Origin of the sequence: Suipraeoptans intestinalis, from assembly GCF_034091795.1 — a bacterium.
Lineage (GTDB): Bacteria > Bacillota > Clostridia > Lachnospirales > Lachnospiraceae > Suipraeoptans > Suipraeoptans intestinalis.
Map to the genome: position 1 here is coordinate 36,634 of NZ_JAXFXH010000003.1, position 17,829 is coordinate 54,462.

At 50.3% G+C, this 17,829-nt stretch carries 13 protein-coding genes; 12 read left to right on the plus strand and 1 reads right to left on the minus strand.

The window, feature by feature from the left end:
• The first annotated feature begins 27 nt into the window (after positions 1–27).
• The 12 genes from lpdA (at position 28) to SOW26_RS00855 (ending at position 16,567) form a co-directional block, all read left to right on the plus strand.
• The gene (lpdA, locus tag SOW26_RS00800; protein WP_276959260.1) at positions 28–1,437 is read left to right on the plus strand and encodes a dihydrolipoyl dehydrogenase; all 1,410 of its coding nucleotides are present in this window, start codon (positions 28–30) and stop codon (positions 1,435–1,437) included.
• Between the two features lie 57 nt (positions 1,438–1,494).
• The gene (locus SOW26_RS00805; RefSeq protein ID WP_276959258.1) at positions 1,495–3,174 is read left to right on the plus strand and encodes a formate--tetrahydrofolate ligase; all 1,680 of its coding nucleotides are present in this window, start codon (positions 1,495–1,497) and stop codon (positions 3,172–3,174) included.
• Between the two features lie 16 nt (positions 3,175–3,190).
• Complete coding sequence (locus tag SOW26_RS00810) at positions 3,191–3,814, plus strand: cyclodeaminase/cyclohydrolase family protein (RefSeq protein WP_276959272.1); 624 nt, start codon at positions 3,191–3,193, stop codon at positions 3,812–3,814.
• 9 nt (positions 3,815–3,823) lie between these two features.
• The gene (locus tag SOW26_RS00815; RefSeq protein WP_276959256.1) at positions 3,824–4,681 is read left to right on the plus strand and encodes a bifunctional 5,10-methylenetetrahydrofolate dehydrogenase/5,10-methenyltetrahydrofolate cyclohydrolase; all 858 of its coding nucleotides are present in this window, start codon (positions 3,824–3,826) and stop codon (positions 4,679–4,681) included.
• Between the two features lie 108 nt (positions 4,682–4,789).
• Entirely contained in the window at positions 4,790–6,382 is a 1,593-nt protein-coding gene (locus SOW26_RS00820) for a response regulator transcription factor (protein WP_235899274.1), read from the plus strand.
• Positions 6,379–8,148: a sensor histidine kinase gene (locus tag SOW26_RS00825; RefSeq protein ID WP_276959254.1), complete on the plus strand. Its 1,770-nt coding sequence runs from the start codon at positions 6,379–6,381 to the stop codon at positions 8,146–8,148. The genes SOW26_RS00820 and SOW26_RS00825 overlap by 4 nt, the downstream gene beginning before the upstream one ends.
• Complete coding sequence (locus SOW26_RS00830; RefSeq protein ID WP_276959252.1) at positions 8,084–9,448, plus strand: ABC transporter substrate-binding protein; 1,365 nt, start codon at positions 8,084–8,086, stop codon at positions 9,446–9,448. The genes SOW26_RS00825 and SOW26_RS00830 overlap by 65 nt, the downstream gene beginning before the upstream one ends.
• Before the next feature lie 169 nt (positions 9,449–9,617).
• Positions 9,618–10,955 carry an ABC transporter substrate-binding protein gene (locus SOW26_RS00835; protein WP_276959250.1) on the plus strand — a complete coding sequence of 446 codons (1,338 nt, stop codon included), beginning with the start codon at positions 9,618–9,620 and terminating at the stop codon, positions 10,953–10,955.
• Positions 10,956–11,052: 97 nt separating this feature from the next.
• A complete protein-coding gene (locus SOW26_RS00840; RefSeq protein ID WP_154477038.1) occupies positions 11,053–11,895 on the plus strand; it encodes a carbohydrate ABC transporter permease in 843 nt (280 codons plus the stop codon).
• Complete coding sequence (locus tag SOW26_RS00845; RefSeq protein WP_320651707.1) at positions 11,895–12,764, plus strand: carbohydrate ABC transporter permease; 870 nt, start codon at positions 11,895–11,897, stop codon at positions 12,762–12,764. Before SOW26_RS00840 ends, SOW26_RS00845 begins: the two co-directional genes overlap by 1 nt.
• 22 nt (positions 12,765–12,786) lie before the next feature.
• The gene (gene malQ, locus SOW26_RS00850) at positions 12,787–14,268 is read left to right on the plus strand and encodes a 4-alpha-glucanotransferase (RefSeq protein WP_320651708.1); all 1,482 of its coding nucleotides are present in this window, start codon (positions 12,787–12,789) and stop codon (positions 14,266–14,268) included.
• Between the two features lie 46 nt (positions 14,269–14,314).
• Positions 14,315–16,567, plus strand: coding sequence for a glycogen/starch/alpha-glucan phosphorylase (locus tag SOW26_RS00855; RefSeq protein WP_276960174.1), 2,253 nt, complete (start codon positions 14,315–14,317; stop codon positions 16,565–16,567).
• A gap of 173 nt (positions 16,568–16,740) precedes the next feature.
• Here the strand turns inward: SOW26_RS00855 and SOW26_RS00860 are convergent, their stop codons facing one another.
• The gene (locus tag SOW26_RS00860) at positions 16,741–17,754 is read right to left on the minus strand and encodes a helix-turn-helix domain-containing protein (protein WP_276960173.1); all 1,014 of its coding nucleotides are present in this window, start codon (positions 17,752–17,754) and stop codon (positions 16,741–16,743) included.
• Positions 17,755–17,829 lie beyond the last annotated feature (75 nt).

A 17,829-nucleotide genomic window follows, 5' to 3' on the forward strand; every position in this document is an offset into this window, starting at 1 on the left:
GCGTCTGCTGTATGAGGGAGAGGAAAGATGGAAAAATATGATGTAATTATCGTGGGAGCAGGACCGGGAGGCTACGTCTGCGGAATCCAGGCCGCCAAAGCGGGGCTTCGCACCGCCGTCGTGGAGGACAGAGAAGTAGGAGGCACCTGTCTGAACCGGGGATGTATTCCGGCGAAGGCAATGGTACACGCTTCTTCCGTCTATCGGGAGATGAAAGAAAGTGAGCAGTTTGGCGTTTTTGCATCGGAGGTCCGGTATGATTATGGAAAGATCCTGGCGTACAAGGAGGGTGTGACAGAGCAGCTTTGCCAGGGGGTAGAAGCCCTTTTAAAGGGAAACGGAGTTACCCTTCTCAAAGGGAAAGGGAGACTGGAAAAGGGCAAAGTGGTTCGGGTAGTCTCTGAAGCGGGAGAGACCTGCTATGAAGGAGAGAGGATCGTTTTGGCTACCGGCTCCAAACCGTTTCTGCTGCCGATCCCGGGAATGGAGCTTCCGGGGGTTTTGACCAGCGACGAACTGTTCCGGCTCCGGGAGGTTCCGGATAGTCTCGTGATCATAGGCGGTGGCGTGATCAGCGTGGAATTTGCCAGTGTTTACGCCAATCTGGGATGTAAGGTGACGATCGTGGAAGCCATGGCAAGACTGCTTCCCAACATGGAGGACAGGGAAATCTCCCAGAACCTGCGGATGATCCTGAAAAAACGGGGCGTGGAGGTATTTACTTCCGCAGCGGTACAGAGAGTGGAGCAGGAGGAAGACGGGTACGCCTGTGTATTCCTGGAGAAAGAAAAAGAAGTCAGGGTTTCGGCACAGTATGTACTGTGTGCAGTGGGAAGGATTCCCAATACGGACGGACTGCTGGGAGAAGGGGTAGACCTTGTTCTGGAAAAAGGCAGAGTGGTGGTAGATGAGAACTTTGCATCCAGTGTGGAAGGTGTGTATGCCATCGGAGACCTGATCAAAGGAATGCAACTGGCACACCTGTCCAGCGCCCAGGGAATCTATGTGGCGGAGCATCTGGCAGGAAAAGCGGTTACGGTAGATACCGGCCTGGTTCCGGGCTGCGTATATACCGATCCGGAGATCGCGGCGGTGGGAATCACGGAAGAGGTGGCAAAGGAAAAGGGGATTCCGGTAAAAACCGGAAAATTTGTCATGAGCGCCAACGGAAAATCTCTGATCACCAAAGAAGAACGAGGATTTATCAAGGTTGTGACAGAGGAAGGAACACAGAAGGTTCTGGGAGCGCAGATGATGTGCGCCAGGGCAACGGATATGATCGGAGAGTTTGTGACGGCCATTGCCAATCAGATGACGGCGGACCAGATGCTGAAGGGAATGCGTGTGCACCCCACCTACAATGAGGGCGTGGGAGAAGCGCTGGAGGACGCTGTGGGAGAGGCGGTACACATCATGCCAAAGAAGAAACCACAATAGTTTAGGGATTGCAGCAGTTTCAAAAGAAGCATACAAGACAGAAAGGTGGCAGACGATATGGGATTTAAAAGTGATATTGAAATCGCACAGGAAGCGGAGATGCAGGTTATTAATCAGATAGCAGATTCCATAGGGATTCCGGATCGGTATGTGGAGAACTATGGAAAATATAAGGCAAAGATCGATTATTGCTACTACCAGGAAGAACTGATCCATCGAAAAGACGCAAAAGTGGTGCTGGTAACGGCGATCAACCCGACTCCGGCCGGGGAAGGAAAAACTACCACGACCATCGGACTGGCAGACGCCATGAACCGTTTGGGCCATAAGACAATGGTGGCTCTTCGCGAGCCTTCTCTTGGGCCGGTGTTCGGAGTAAAAGGAGGCGCTGCCGGAGGCGGCTATGCGCAGGTGGTTCCCATGGAGGATATCAATCTCCACTTCACCGGAGACCTGCACGCCATCGGAGCAGCCAACAACCTGATCGCGGCCATGCTGGACAACCACATTCATCAGGGAAATGCTCTGGATATTGATACCAATCGAGTGGCGTGGAGAAGGTGCGTGGACATGAATGACCGGCAGCTTCGCTGCGTTGTGGACGGACTGGGGGGAAAAGCAGACGGAGTGACCAGACAGGATGGGTTTGATATTACCGTGGCTTCCGAGATCATGGCCATCTTCTGCCTGTCCAACGATATCTTGGATCTGAAGGAACGGGTGTCCAGGATCATCGTGGCGTATTCCAGAAGCGGAAAGCCGGTAACGGCGGGAGATCTGCACGCAGAAGGAGCGGTGGCAGCCCTGTTAAAGGATGCGCTGAAACCGAATCTGGTACAGACGCTGGAAGGTACGCCTGCCTTTATCCATGGCGGTCCCTTTGCCAATATCGCCCATGGCTGTAACAGTGTGATCGCCACAAAAATGGGGATCAAGCTAGCGGACTATATGATCACGGAGGCCGGCTTTGGGGCAGATTTGGGGGCAGAGAAATTCCTGGACATCAAGTGCCGCATGTCCGGTATCAGACCCAATGCCGTGGTGCTGGTGGCAACGATCAAAGCGCTGAAATATAACGGCGGGGTTCCGAAGGCAGATCTGGCGCAGGAGAACCTGGAAGCTCTGGAAAAGGGACTTCCCAACCTGCTGAAGCATATTGAGAATATTACGAATGTATATAAACTGCCGGTGGTGGTAGCCATCAATGCCTTTCCTACAGATACCAGGGCAGAACTGGAGCTGGTAAGAGAATCCTGCAAAAAACTGGGAGCCAATGTAGCGCTGTCCGAAGTGTGGGCAAAAGGTGGAGAAGGCGGGGAGGAACTGGCAAAAGAAGTGGTTCGTCTCTGTGAAGGAGAAAGCACCATGGAGTATGTCTATGATGTGAACGGATCGATCCGGGAAAAGATCGAGGCCATTGCAACCAGGGTATACGGGGCTTCCGGAGTGGAATTTTCACCGAAGGCGGCAAAGGAGCTGAAGAACTTTGAAGAAATAGGCCTGGCAGGGCTGCCCATCTGCATGGCGAAAAACCAATATTCCCTGACAGATGATGCAAAGAAGCTGGGGCGTCCGGAAAACTTTAAGATCACCATCCGGGATATCACAGCGTCGGCGGGAGCGGGCTTTTTGGTGGCGTTGACCGGCGACATCATGAAGATGCCGGGACTTCCCAAAGTACCGGCAGCGGAGAAGATCGACGTCGATGCAGACGGAGTGATCTCAGGACTGTTTTAAGGAGAATAGACATATGATGCTGGAACAAAAAACAACAGACTTTCTGGAAGCCTTATCTTCGAAGGAGCCGGTGCCGGGAGGCGGAGGCGCCTCGGCGGCGGTGGGGGCGTTTGCTTCTGCGCTGGGAATGATGGTAGCCAACCTGACGGCAGGGAAGAAAACCTATGCGGCGGTGGAGGAAGAAATCTTAGAAACAAAAGAGCGGCTTCTGACGCTCCAAAAGGAACTGATACGCCTGACAGATGAGGATGCAAAAGCATTTGAACCTCTTTCCAGAGCGTATGGACTTCCCAGAGAGACGGAGGAAGAGAAGGCAGAGCGGGCAAGAATCATGGAGGCAGCCTTGTATGAAGCCAGCCGGGTTCCCCTGCAGATCATGCAGACGGTCCGGCAGGTGATGGAGCTTTTACGGATTTTGGGAGAAAAGGGCAGCAGGATCGCCATCAGTGATGTGGGAGTCGGGATTCTGTTTGCGCAGGCGGCGCTGGAAGGCGCCTCTCTCAACATATACATCAATACCAGACTGATGCAGGAAAAGGAGCAGGTGGCAAAGCTGAACGCAGAGGCGGATGCCTTGATCAGGGAAGCGAGGACGCTGAAAGAGGAGATCTATCTTGCCGTATTAGAAAAGATTCGCTAGGAGGAAGCTATGGGCATAGTAATGAAAGGCGCGGATGTGGCAAATGCCATGAAAGAAGAGCTGCTTCAAAGAGTGGCAGGTCTGAAGGAAAAGGGAGTGAGCCCCTGTCTTGCCATTCTGCGGGTGGGAGCCAGACCGGATGACCTTGCCTATGAACGGGGGGCAAAAAAGCGGATGGAGCTTCTGGGAATCGACTGCCGTACAGTAGAGCTTCCCCGGGACATCCGGCAGGAAACCTTTGAAGAGAGGCTGAAAGAATTGAACGAAGACGGCCGGGTGCATGGCATCCTGCTGTTTCGTCCTCTGCCCGGACATCTGAACGAAGAGGCCGCTAAGAGGATCGTGGATCCCGGGAAGGATATGGACGGGATGTGCCCGGCCAATGTGGCCAAGGTATTTGCGGGAGACGATACCGGCTATGCGCCCTGTACGGCGGAGGCGGTGATCGAACTTCTGGATCACTATAAGATCCCCCTTTCCGGTAAACGGGTGGTGGTAGTAGGACGGAGTATGGTGGTAGGAAGACCTCTTTCCATGCTGCTTTTGAAGCGACATGCCACTGTGACGATCTGTCACACCAGGACCAGAGATCTTCCTGGGGTGTGCCGGGAGGCGGAGATTTTGGTGGCGGCAGCCGGAAAGGCCAGAATGATCACGCAGGACATGGTGGGAGAGCAAGCCGTGGTAGCAGATGTAGGGATTAACGTAGATGAAGAAGGCAACATGTGGGGAGATGTGGATTTTGAGACGGTGCAGGAGCAGGCCTCTCATATCAGCCCGGTGCCAAGGGGAGTGGGGAGTATCACCACTTCCGTTCTGGCAAAGCATGTGGTGCAGGCCGCCGAAAGACAGACGGACAACGAATGACTTCTTATCTTACCTTTGCAGCCTCATTGCATCAAAGCGAAAGCCGGATGCAGTGAGGCTGTTTTTGTGGTACACTGTTCTACAGAGAAGGGAACGGGAGGGATGAAGATGAAAAAGCTGCTGAAACTGGTGGTGGTAGACGATGAACCGATCCTGCTTCAGGGACTTTTGACCACCTATGACTGGGAAGGAATGGGATTTGAAGTGGCGGGATCCGCACAAAGCGGGGAACAGGCGCTGGAGGTGATCCGCAGCATCAGACCGCAGGTGGTACTGACAGACATCCGCATGAAACAGATGACAGGACTTATGGTCATGGAAGAGGCAAAAAAAGAAGGGATCGACAGCCTGTTCATTGTCCTGAGTGCGTACCGGGACTTTGAATATGCACAGCAGGCCTGCGACCTGGGAGCCTATGCATATCTGCTGAAGCCCATTGAAGAAAAGAAGCTGGAGGAGACCATGACCGGAGCCTATCAGGTATGCCTGCGTCAGATCGAAACGGAGCAAAAATATGAATCGTATGAAAAGATCCTGAGAAAAGACGAAACCAGCTTTTTACAGGTACTGGTAGAGAAGTACATCTATGACCTGATCTCAGAGGAAAAGCTGGAGGAAGTATTTGAAACCATCGGAGGGGTATTGGAAGAAAAAGACGGATTTCTTGCCCTTTGCACGGATATTGATATTGCAGATAAGATCATTAACGCCGGAGAATATGAAAAAAGACGGCGGAGCTTTTTGGAAAAGCTGGAGGAAGAGCTGAACGGTGACGTGTTTTTAAGACCCTTTGAGGGGGCAGAGGGAGGGATGGTCTTTCTGGTCAAGACACAGGACAACACCATGGCTCATCGACTGAAATCCTTGACAGACAGGCTGCGACAGGAAGAAGGAAGTCGCGTGGTAGCCGCCATTTCCAAGCCGTATAAAGGGATTCGGGGATTAAAGAAAAGCACAGAAGAAGCAACGAAACTATTTCTAAAAGCGGGGACGGCAGGTGGAAATGATCTGAGATTCCTGAAGGCCAAAGAACGGGAAGAGGGATCTTATCTGGCGGACGCAGAGACCCGGGTGGTCTATTCGATCCGGAAAAACAGCCAGGAGGATCTGAAGGAGGCCTTTGTGCAATTTCTCTATCTGCTGCCAAGAGAAGAACACCTGCAGGAGCAGCATCTTCATAAGGTTATGCTGAAAACGGAGCTGATGATCCAGGGATCCTATGGGATGACGGAGGAAGTCAAGGAAAAATTTCAAAGCTATTATGTGAATATGAAGAGCCTGAACGCGGCGAAGGCGGTAGACGTGTGCTATCGGATCCTGTGTGAATCCATAGAGGCCAGAAAGGGAATGACGCAGGCGGAGGAGCCTGTTCAGGGGAAAGAATATCTGGCGGACGCCCTGGCCTATATTGAAGCAAACCTGAAAGAAGAGGAACTGTCCATTGTTTCGGTGGCGTCCCACGTGTATCTGAACCCGGTTTACTTTGGGCGGGTCTTTAAAAATACGTTCCATATGACCTTCAAGAAATATCTGCTGCAGCAGAGGATGGAAAAGGCGAAGCAGCTTTTGGAGGAGGGAGGCTACAGCATCGGAGCCATCTGCGAGCAGGTAGGGATCAGTAACCCCTCCTATTTTTCCCATTTGTTCAAGCAATACACGGGAAGCCTTCCCAGTGAATACAAAAAGGAAATGAAGGTATGATAAGAAAAATGATCACCAAAGGGATCCAAACCAAATATCTGCTGCATACTCTCGCACTTTTGGGGGTGGCGCTTCTGCTTTCCGGCGCAGGCGTCTGGACCTATGTGCGGAAAGAGCTGACAGAGAGCATCACCAACAAGTATGTCTTTATGAATGAAAAGCTTGGGATCGCGCTGGATGAGCTCTATCGGAAAAGCGACAATGTGATGGCAGACTGTATCCTGTATGAAGAGGTCCAAAAAAGTCTTCAGGTGCGGGAACTGGAAGATGTGGAAAAGCACGCTCTCAGCAAATATTTTGCCTATGTGGATCTGGAGTATGTGGAAGAATACTGCTATGTGGACAACAAACAGAATGTGTACCACCACTCCTACTCCAATCTGACGTATGAAGAGGTAAAAAACAGTGGATTGGAGGCAGAGCTTGGAGACGCCTATTCCCGGACGGTCTGGTTCTGGAAGGAGGATACCTTGTTTGGCGGAACGGAGCCGGCGCTGTTTGTAGGCAGGTACGTCAGGAGCATGAATTATGCCCACTCGCCGGGCATGCTGTTTTTTAAGATGCGTACTCCCTTTTTAGACCAGATCATAAAGGGAGATCAAGAAGTTACAAGCCAGGCGGTAACAGGGATCCTGGATGCGGACGGGCGCGCCTGTACCCTGTGGACCCGACGGGAAGACGGAGAAGCCATCGGGAAAATGGTATGGCAAGAGATCAAAAAGACCGGCGGAAGCCGGATGATCCTGGAAGGGAAACGGGTAAAAGGCGGGGTACTTTGCGCCTATCGGCAAAAAGAAAGCCAGATGACGGTGTTTACGTTTGTGCCGGACAGTACCCTGACGGGAGGGCTGACGCAGGTGTTACAGGTGATGGGGATCATCTACCTGCTGGTTCTGGCGGCGGCGGTGGTTTTAAGTCTGTATTTCTCCAAACGCTTTACCCGACCGATCCAGGAGATCAGCGATGCGATGACCGGGTTTGACGGACAGGATTTTACGAGGACGGTCCATGTGCAGACGAACACGGAACTGGACAAGATCGGGGATTCCTATAATGAAATGCTGGGAAAGATCCAGACGCTGCTGGAAGAGATCAAGGATCAGGAAAAAGAGCTTCGGATCAGTGAAATGAATACGCTGATGAGCCAGATCAATCCGCATTTTCTGTACAATACGCTGGATACCATCTATATGCTGGCGCGGATGAACGGAGAGGAGACGACCATGCGGATGATAGAGGCGCTTTCCAGGTACCTTCGTCTGTCCCTCAGCAAGGGAGAAAATCTGGTAACGCTGGAGGCGGAACTGGAGAATGTAAGAAGCTACATGGAGATCCATCAGATCCGCAACGAAAATCTTTTTCATTATGAAATCGACTGCCAGGTAGATCCCGAAAAAGTCTGGGTAGTGAAGCTGATCCTGCAGCCGCTGGTGGAAAATGCGCTGAAGCACGGATTTGCAGATCGATTTGAAGGAGGACTGATCCGGATTCGGGTAACGGAGGAAGCGGAGGGGATCCTGATCTGCGTGTTTAACAACGGCAGCGCCATGCCGGAGGCTGTAATGGAAAAGCTAAACGGATTGATGAAGCTTCCCTTTGGAGAGATCAAAAAGGCATTCCCGGAAAAGAAACGGGGGTACGGCATGATAAATGTGGTCACCAGACTGCGGCTGAAATATGGAGAGGAGGTGAAGATGTGGTATGAAACGCAGGAAACCGGAACAAACTGCTACGTCCTTCTTCCGAAGGAATCTGCGGAATCGTAAAACAGGAGCGCAGAGGATATTTTGTAGAAAGACGGCGGCATTTCTGACAGGAGGGCTGCTAGTGTGTCTGTGCCTGTCGGCGTGCGGCCCTGTAAAGGAAAAGACACAGAAAACGGAAAAAAAGGAAGTGGAAATCCCCATCACGTTTACGGTAAACCCTACGACAGGCAAGAAGAACCAACAGGAGCTGGTGGAAGCCTTTAACCAGAAATACAAAGGGAGCTATCAGGTAAAGGTGGACTGGATCATGGAAACAGAGGACGAATACCGTCAGAACCTGAAGCGGATGAACGTGACAGACCAGCTGCCGGCCGTTATCACGGATCTGCGGATGCTTCCTTCTTTTTACCACATGATGGTCACAGAGGGCAGGATCGAGGATCTGTCGGATGAGATCCGGGCAGATGAGGAATGGAGTTCTTCCATAGAAGAGGTTGTCCTTCAGGGCTGTACAGAACCGGATGGGGGGATCTATCTCTCGCCCATCAGCACGGCGGCTTTTTCCTGCTCCGGGATCTTTTGGAACCAGGAGCTGTTTGCACAGGCGGGGATCGACCACTTTCCGACTACCTGGGAAGAGTTCTGGGAATGCTGCGACAAGCTGCAGGCACACGGAATCACACCGCTGGCGCTCCATACGGAGGGAACCGGCTGGTCTCCCATGCTGTTTGCCACGGCGCAGCTTGCTTCTACGCCGGAGGGACTGGCTTTTATGGAAACGCTTTATCCGGAATCCTATAACAATGCCCAGGGGCAACAACTGGCAGAGACGCTGCAAAAGCTGTTTTCCTATGCCGGCAAGGAGGCGCTGCATTCGGATTTTGATGTGGCCTATAATGATTTCTTTTCCGGAAAGGCCGCGATGGTGGCCAACGGCTACTGGATGATCGACCAGATTCCGGCAGAATGGAAGGACAAGGTGCGTTTTTCTGCCTTTCCGGGCAATACGCTGGTCTCCTCCCCGGAGACCTTCGGATGGTCGGTGGTGTCGGGGTACTCCGAGGAGATCAAAAAGGGAGCGGTGGAGTTTTTGAAGTTCCGCACCCTCCGGAACAAACAGGAAAAGGAGAGACTGTTTTCTTCACAGGGAAGTACCGGGAAGGCGGCGCAGCAGGATTATATCCAGGCCTACCAGAACGTTTCGGGACTGGTTCCCAATTATCAGGTCAAGTGGAATTCCATCCTGCAGGAAGAAACCATCGGGAAGTATCTGCCCAAGCTGGCGGAAGGGGAGATCACGTCACAGGACTTTGTGGAGGCTTCGGATGAGAGCATAGACAGGTTCCGACAGGAGTGGTAGCTTCGGGGAGATTTTGAGAGGGGAAAAGAAAGAGAGTAAAAAGCAGGGAGACTGAAAAGTATATTTTTTTGCATTGGAAGTTGTTAATTTGTTAAAAGAATCCGGAATTCTCTGCTAAGATAGGCGTAGATTTAAGTAACCGAAAAGATTCAGAAAAGAGGGAAGGATTATGAAAAACAAAAAACGATGGCTTGCCCTGGGATTGGCAGCAGTGACGGCACTTTCCGTATTCGCAGGATGTGGAAAGAAGGAAGCAAAAGACGACAAAGGTTCTGTATATTATCTGAACTTTAAGCCGGAAGCAGCAAAGACCTGGGAAAAAATTGCAAAGAAGTACACGGAAGAGACTGGTGTGGAAGTGAAAGTGGTAACCGCAGCGGCGGGAACCTATGAGCAGACACTGAAATCCGAGGTGGCAAAGAAGAATCCGCCGACACTGTTCCAGATCAACGGACCGGTGGGATATCAGAACTGGAAGGCATATACAGCAGATCTGAAGGACACCAAGCTTTACAGCTGGCTGTTGGATCAGGATATGGCAGTGAAGGACGGCGAGGGCGTATACGGAATCCCGTTTGCAGAAGAAGGATACGGAATCATCTACAATGATGAGATCATGCAGAAATATTTTGCACTTTCTGATAAAGCGGTAGACATTTCTTCTACAGAAGAGATCAACAGCTTTGACAAGCTGAAAGCTGTTGTAGAAGACATGACGGCAAAGAAGGATCAGCTGGGAATCGAAGGCGTGTTTGCCTCTACTTCTCTGAAACCGGGAGAGGACTGGAGATGGCAGACACACTTGATGAACCTGCCTCTGAATGCAGAATACAAGGATAAAGACGAAACAAATCCGGACAAGATCGACTTTACATACAACAAAGAGTACAAGCAGATCTTTGACCTGTACCTGAACAACTCTGTTACAGAGGCGAAGCTTCTGAGCTCCAAATCTGTAGATGACTCCATGTCAGAGTTTGCACTTGGAAAAGTAGCAATGGTTCAGAACGGAAACTGGGGATGGGGACAGATCAGCGGCGTAGACGGAAACACTGTAAAAGAAGAAAGTGTGAAATTCCTTCCAATCTATATTGGCCTGGAGGGAGAAGAAAACCAGGGACTTTGCATCGGAACAGAGAACTATATGTGTGTGAATGCAAAAGTCAGCGAAGCAGATCAGAAGGCAACCATCGCATTTATGGAATGGCTGTTCAACTCTGATGAAGGAAAGGCATTTGTAACCAAGGATCTGGGATTCATCGCACCGTTCAACACCTTCTCTGATGAAGAGAAGCCGACGGATCCGCTGGCAAAAGAGATCCTGAAGTACATGGCAGACGAGAACAAAGCAAACGTTCCATGGAACTTTACAACAATGCCGAGCCAGACGTGGAAGGACGATTTCGGCGCATCTCTTCTTGAGTATGCACAGGGATCCAAAGAGTGGGACAAGGTCGTTAGCGACATGACAGAAGAATGGGCAACAGAAAAAGCTAACGCTCAATAGACTGAAATAGTATGACAACAAGACGAAACGGGTGGGGCAGAAAACAGGTCCGCCCGTTTCGTTCGCACAAAAGGATTGGAAGCAGAGGAGAGACAATATGCAAAAATCATACAAAAAATATTTTGCATTGTTCGCACTTCCCACAATTATCGCATTTATCATTGCTTTTCTTGCACCGTTCATCATCGGGATTTTTCTGTCGTTCTGTGAGTTTACGACGATCATGGATGCAGAGTTTGTGGGGGTTAGCAACTACATCAAAATATTCCAGACAAAAGAGTTTTTAGACGCATTCTGGTTTACTACAAAATTTACGGTGGTGTCTGTGATTTCCATCAATGTGCTGGCATTCACCCTGGCCTATGTTCTTACCAGAGGGATCAAGGGAACCAACCTGTTCCGGACGGTATACTTTATGCCCAACCTGATCGGGGGGATCGTACTGGGTTATATCTGGCAGATCCTGATCAACGGGGTACTGGCAAAATTTGGCGTGACCATTACGGCAGAAGCAAAATACGGATTCTGGGGACTGGTGATCCTGATGAACTGGCAGATGATCGGATATATGATGATCATTTATATTGCGGGGATCCAGAATATTTCTACAGACGTGATCGAGGCGGCAAAGATTGACGGAGCCAACAAGTGGCAGGCTCTGACGAAGATCACCATTCCTATGGTGATGCCATCCGTTACCATTTGTCTGTTTTTGACGTTGACCAACTCGTTTAAGCTATTTGACCAGAACCTGGCGCTGACAGCCGGAGCTCCCGGAAAATCGACGGAGATGCTGGGGCTTAATATTTACAGCACCTTCTACGGAAGAGTAGGATGGGAAGGAGCCGGACAGGCGAAAGCGGTGATCTTCTTCCTGATCGTGGCGCTGATCGCTTTGACGCAGCTGTTTATTACCAGAAAGAGGGAGGTGGAGAACTAATGGCAGGAAAGAAAAGAAAAGAGATGGCGCCGGAAATGGAAGTTTCCAAAAGCGTGGGAAATCTGCTTACCGTCATTTTGGTAGTGCTCTCCGTCACCTTCCTGGTTCCCATATTTTTGGTGGCGATGAATTCGGTGAAAGGAAAGCTGTACATCAGTGACGCTCCCTTCCAGCTGCCAAAGGCAGATACCTTTGTGGGGCTGAGCAACTATATCGAGGGAGTTTCCAAGACAGAATTTTTGAAAGCGGCAGGCTATTCCCTGTTTATCACCGTTTGCTCGGTGGCGGTCATTGTGCTGTTTACGTCTATGACGGCATGGTGGATCACCCGGGTAAAAAACAAGTTTACCAGTATCGTGTATTACCTGTTTGTGTTTGCCATGATCGTTCCCTTCCAGATGGTGATGTTCCCCATGGTAAAGATAGCGAACATGCTGTATCTGGATAATCCGGTGGGGATCATCCTGATTTACCTGGGATTTGGGTCCGGCCTTTCCGTATTTATGTTCAGCGGATTTGTAAAGGCTATCCCGGTTTCGCTGGAAGAAGCGGCTATGATCGATGGATGCAGCCCTATACAGATCTATTTTAAGATCGTGTGGCCGATCCTGAAGCCTACGGCTATCACGGTGGCTATTTTGAATACCATGTGGGTATGGAATGACTACCTGCTTCCGTATCTGGTGCTTGGAACCGACTACAAAACCATTCCCATCGCGGTGCAGTACCTCCAGGGAGGCTACGGCTCCATCGACATGGGAGCCATGATGGCGGTTCTGGTATTGGCGATCGTTCCCATCATTGTATTCTACGTTTCCTGTCAGAAATACATCATTAAGGGTGTGGCAGCAGGAGCAGTAAAAGGCTAGGGAAGTTGGAGGAAAAGCGAGCATGAGAACCAGTGGAGTATTGATGCCTGTTTCATCCCTTCCATCCAGGTATGGGATCGGATGTTTTTCAAAAGAGGCATATGAATTTGTGGATTTCTTAAAGGAATCCGGACAGTCCAGGTGGCAGATACTGCCACTTGGACCAACTGGTTACGGAGATTCTCCGTACCAGTCTTTTTCTACGTTTGCGGGGAATCCGTATTTTATCGATCTGGAGCAGTTGATCCAGGAAGGACTTCTTGACAGAAAGGACTGCCAGGAGCATGACTGGGGAACGCAGGAGGAGCAGATCGACTACGAAAAAATCTATCAGGGAAGATTCCCGCTGCTGAAAAAAGCCCATGCGGCCTGGCGGCAGAACAAACCCAGGGAATGGGCTGCGTTTTTGGAAACGGAGGGGTACTGGGTAAAAGACTATGCCCTGTATATGGCAGTCAAGGAAGCTTTTGCGGGGAAAAGCTGGAGCGAGTGGGAGGAAGGCATCCGCGTCCGCAGACCGGAAGCGGTGAAAGCCTATGAAGAAAAGCTGGCAGACCAGGTGGAGTTCTGGGGATTTACACAATTTTATTTTCAGAAACAATGGAAAAAGCTAAAGGCCTATGCCAACCAAAACGGAGTTTCCGTGATCGGGGATATTCCTATCTATGTGGCGCTGGATAGTGCAGATACCTGGGCGAATCCAAAGCTGTTCCAGCTGGATGAGAAGAATATACCGGTCAAGGTGGCGGGATGCCCGCCGGATGGATTTTCTGCTACGGGGCAGCTTTGGGGGAACCCGCTGTATACCTGGGAGTATCATAAAAAGACCGGCTATGCCTGGTGGCTTCAGAGGGTGCGGCACTGTTTCCAGCTGTATGATATTATGCGGATTGACCATTTTCGGGGATTTGACGAGTATTACGCGATTCCCTACGGAGAAAAAACGGCAGAAAACGGCGCATGGGAAGCGGGGCCGGGAATGGAGCTGTTTGCTGCGATCCGGGAAAGACTGGGAGAACTCCCCATCATTGCGGAGGATCTGGGATTTTTGACGGACAGTGTGCGAAAGCTTCTTGCAGACAGCGGATATCCGGGGATGAAGGTGCTGCAGTTTGCCTTTGATTCCCGTGAGGAAAGCGACTATCTTCCTCACAATTACGAGAGGAATGCGGTGGTATACACCGGCACCCATGACAATGATACGCTGCAGGGCTGGTACCGGGCGTTGGAAAAAGAAGACAAGGAAATGGCGCTGTCTTATCTGAACAATCAGGCGACGGCAGACGAAGAGATCCATTGGGACTACATCTGCCTGGCTATGAGAAGTGTGGCAGATACCTGTATCATTCCCATGCAGGATTACCTGGGACTGGGAGGAAGCGCCCGTATCAATACACCCTCTACCCTGGGGGGAAACTGGTGCTGGCGGATGAAGCAAGGGGCCCTGAGCGGGCAGCTGGCAAAAAGGATCGGCCGTATTACAAGCGTCTGCGGGAGAGTATAGCAGAAGAAAAGACATCAGAGTCTGAAAGATAGCAGGAGGAAAACGAATGAACATCAAACAGAAACTTGAGGAAAGATTGGGAAGCACCATCGGTCAGGCGGACGACAAGGCAATTTATTACAGTCTGCTGGGACTGACGAAGGAGTTGACAAAAGAAAAGAAAGAAAATCCGGGAACAAAAAAAGTGTACTACATTTCGGCAGAGTTCCTGATTGGAAAGCTTCTGTCCAACAACCTGATCAATCTGGGCGTGTATGATGAAGTAAAGGAACTGTTAGAGCAAGAAGGAAAGCTGCTTTCTCAGATCGAGGAGGTGGAACCGGAGCCGTCTCTTGGAAACGGAGGACTGGGAAGGCTTGCTGCCTGCTTCATGGATTCGATGTCAACGCTGGGACTTTGCGCAGCGGGGATCGGTCTGAACTATCACTATGGATTGTTCCGCCAGGTACTGGAAAACAGGAAACAAAAAGAAGTGAAAAACCCCTGGATCGAGCAGGAAAACTGGCTGGTGGACACAGGGATCCACTTTACGGTGCCGTTCCGTGACTTTCAGCTACGGTCCACACTGTACGATATAGATGTGCCGGGCTATGAAAGTGGAGTAAACCGCCTGCACCTGTTTGATGTGGATACCCTGGATGAAAGCCTGGTGGAAGAAGGGATCAGCTTTGACAAAACGGCGGTAGCAAAGAACCTGACCCTGTTCCTTTACCCGGATGACAGCGACAAGGCGGGACATCTGCTTCGGATCTACCAGCAGTACTTTATGGTAAGCAACGGTGCGCAGCTGATTCTGAAGGAAATGGATGAGAAGGGCTATGATGTAAGACAGATGCATGAGCATGTGGTCATTCAGATCAACGATACCCATCCTTCCATGGTGATTCCGGAAATGATCCGCCTTCTGGAAGAGAGAGGTCTGTCCTTTGAGGAAGCGGCAGATGTGGTAAGCAGGACCTGTGCGTATACCAATCACACGATTCTGGCGGAGGCGTTGGAAAAATGGCCGTCCTCTTATCTGGAAGAGGTGGTTCCGCATCTGATGCCGGTGATCCGGAAGCTGGACGAGAAGGCGAAAAAGGCACATCCCGACGAGGCGGTTGCCATTATTGACGGGGATGGAAGAGTTCACATGGCGCATATGGATATCCACTATGGATTCAGCGTAAACGGTGTTGCCGCTCTGCATACAGATATCCTGAAGGAATCTGAGCTGAAAGCTTTTTATGACATTTATCCGGAGAAATTTAATAATAAAACCAACGGGATCACCTTCCGCCGCTGGCTGATGCACTGCAATCCCAGCCTGGCAGAATACCTGACAGAACTGATCGGCAGCGGCTGGAAAAAAGACGCACAGGAACTGGAGAAGCTTCTGTCCTATGAAGCGGAGGAAGCGGTGCGAAACAGACTGCTGGAGATCAAAGCGGACAACAAAAAGAAACTGAAAAATTACTTAAAAGAAACACAAAATGTAGAAATCTGTGAGAACTCTGTATTTGATATCCAGATCAAACGGCTCCACGAGTACAAGAGACAACAGATGAACGCCCTTTACATCATCCACAAGTACCTGGAGATCAAGGCAGGAAACCTGCCGAAAACACCTGTTACTATGATCTTTGGCGCAAAGGCGGCTCCTGCATATACGCTGGCAAAGGATATTATCCATCTGATTTTGTGCCTGCGTGATCTCATTGAGGCAGATGAGACAGTAAGACCGTATCTGCGGGTGGTGATGGTAGAAAATTACAACGTGACCAAGGCGGAATACCTGATTCCTGCCTGCGACATTTCAGAACAGATCTCTCTGGCATCCAAGGAAGCCAGCGGAACAGGAAACATGAAGTTTATGCTCAACGGAGCCGTGACACTGGGAACCATGGACGGAGCCAATGTGGAGATCTGCGATCTGGTAGGCGAGGACAGTATCTACATCTTCGGAGCAAAAAGCCAGGAAGTGATCCGACTTTATGAAACAGGCTCTTACTGTGCAAAAGATCTCTATGCGTCCAGGGAAGGAATCAAGAAGCTGGTGGATTTCATTGTAGGAGAGGAATTGCTGGCGCTGGGAGATCCGGAAAGTCTGAACCGGCTGTATCAGGATCTCATCCACAAAGACTGGTTTATGGCGCTGCTGGACATTGAATGTTATATTGCAACGAAGGAAAGAATGCTGTCCGATTATGAGGACAGAGAAAAATGGAGCCGCATGATGCTGAAGAACACGGCAAAGGCAGGATTTTTCTCTTCAGACCGAACCATCGCGGAGTATAACAGAGATATCTGGAAGCTGTAGAAGGACGGAAGAACGAAAAAGGAACAGACAGGAAAAGAAAAGTAAAAAGATAGAATCATCTTTCGCAGGGGAGAAGGAAAGACTCCGGCCAGGAGACCGTGGAAGCAATGTGCTTCCGGGTATCATAGGTCCGGAGTCTTTTGCGTGTGGAAATACAAAAAGGCTGCCTGTGGTCAAAGGGGGAGGGAGTCTGACGGATCGGGGAAGGTCCTGCGGCAGGAATGTTTGTGGCAATCAGCGGCGGGATGGCTGGCAAAGGACTGCTTTTTAACCTCCCGGGGATAAATCCCCTTGTACTTTTTGAACAGCGTGGTAAAACGGCTGTGGGAAGCGTATCCCACCGATTTGGCAATATCCTTTATCTCCAGATCGGTGGTGGACAGCAGCGTCTCTGCGATGTTCATCCGTTTTCTCTGAGAGTATTCGGTAATACTCATCTGATTTTTCAAAGAAAAGAGCGTTTTTAGTTTCGTCCCGCTCATCATGGCAATTTTTTCCAAAAGCTCCTGGGGAATGTCCAGTGCATAATGGTCGTTGATATAGTTTTCCACATTTTCCAGTCCGCGTTTGTCGGCGGCAGAAATCTGGCGGAGCCGGGATTTGTTCAGGTAGGCGTCCAAAGTGATACTGAGCCATTCTTTGGCCTTGGCCTCAAAAAAAAGCTGAGCGGCAGGAACTGTCATCTGACAGGTTAAAATGGCGTTTGCCAGAAGCTCCAGAGGCTTGGTGACCAGCTCTCGGGTATCGAAAAAGACGTCAGACGCGGGGATATCCGAAGAAGCAAGATATTCCTGGATCATATTTTCCTTGAAGCTGATCCCCACGCTGAGAAAGGGGGAGTTGCCATGGAGAAGAAAACGGGCGGAGGTTTCTTCTGTACTGGAGACCAAAAGCGTATTGGAGGTCAGTGTCTGATAAGGAGTAAAACACTCTCCGTTAGCGGATTTGATGTAGGTGGAATTAAAGGAAAACAGGTGGGAGAGTCCGGAAAAGGATCCGACGATCTTTTCCTTTGTTATGAAAAAATCATGGATATCTACAATAAACTGATCGGTTTCATAGTACCAGTAACAGCCGTCAAAATCTTCGCCCTGCATATGAAATGTCTGACCGGCAGAGCAGAATCCGGCAGAGTTCGGACAGATCTGACAGTCGAGGGTTTTTAGAAACTCTGAAAAAGAAGACATAGGCACCTCCTGCGATTGCAATCAGACTATTGCAATTAGACAAAACAATAATACGATTAGACATTAAAAGCTAGA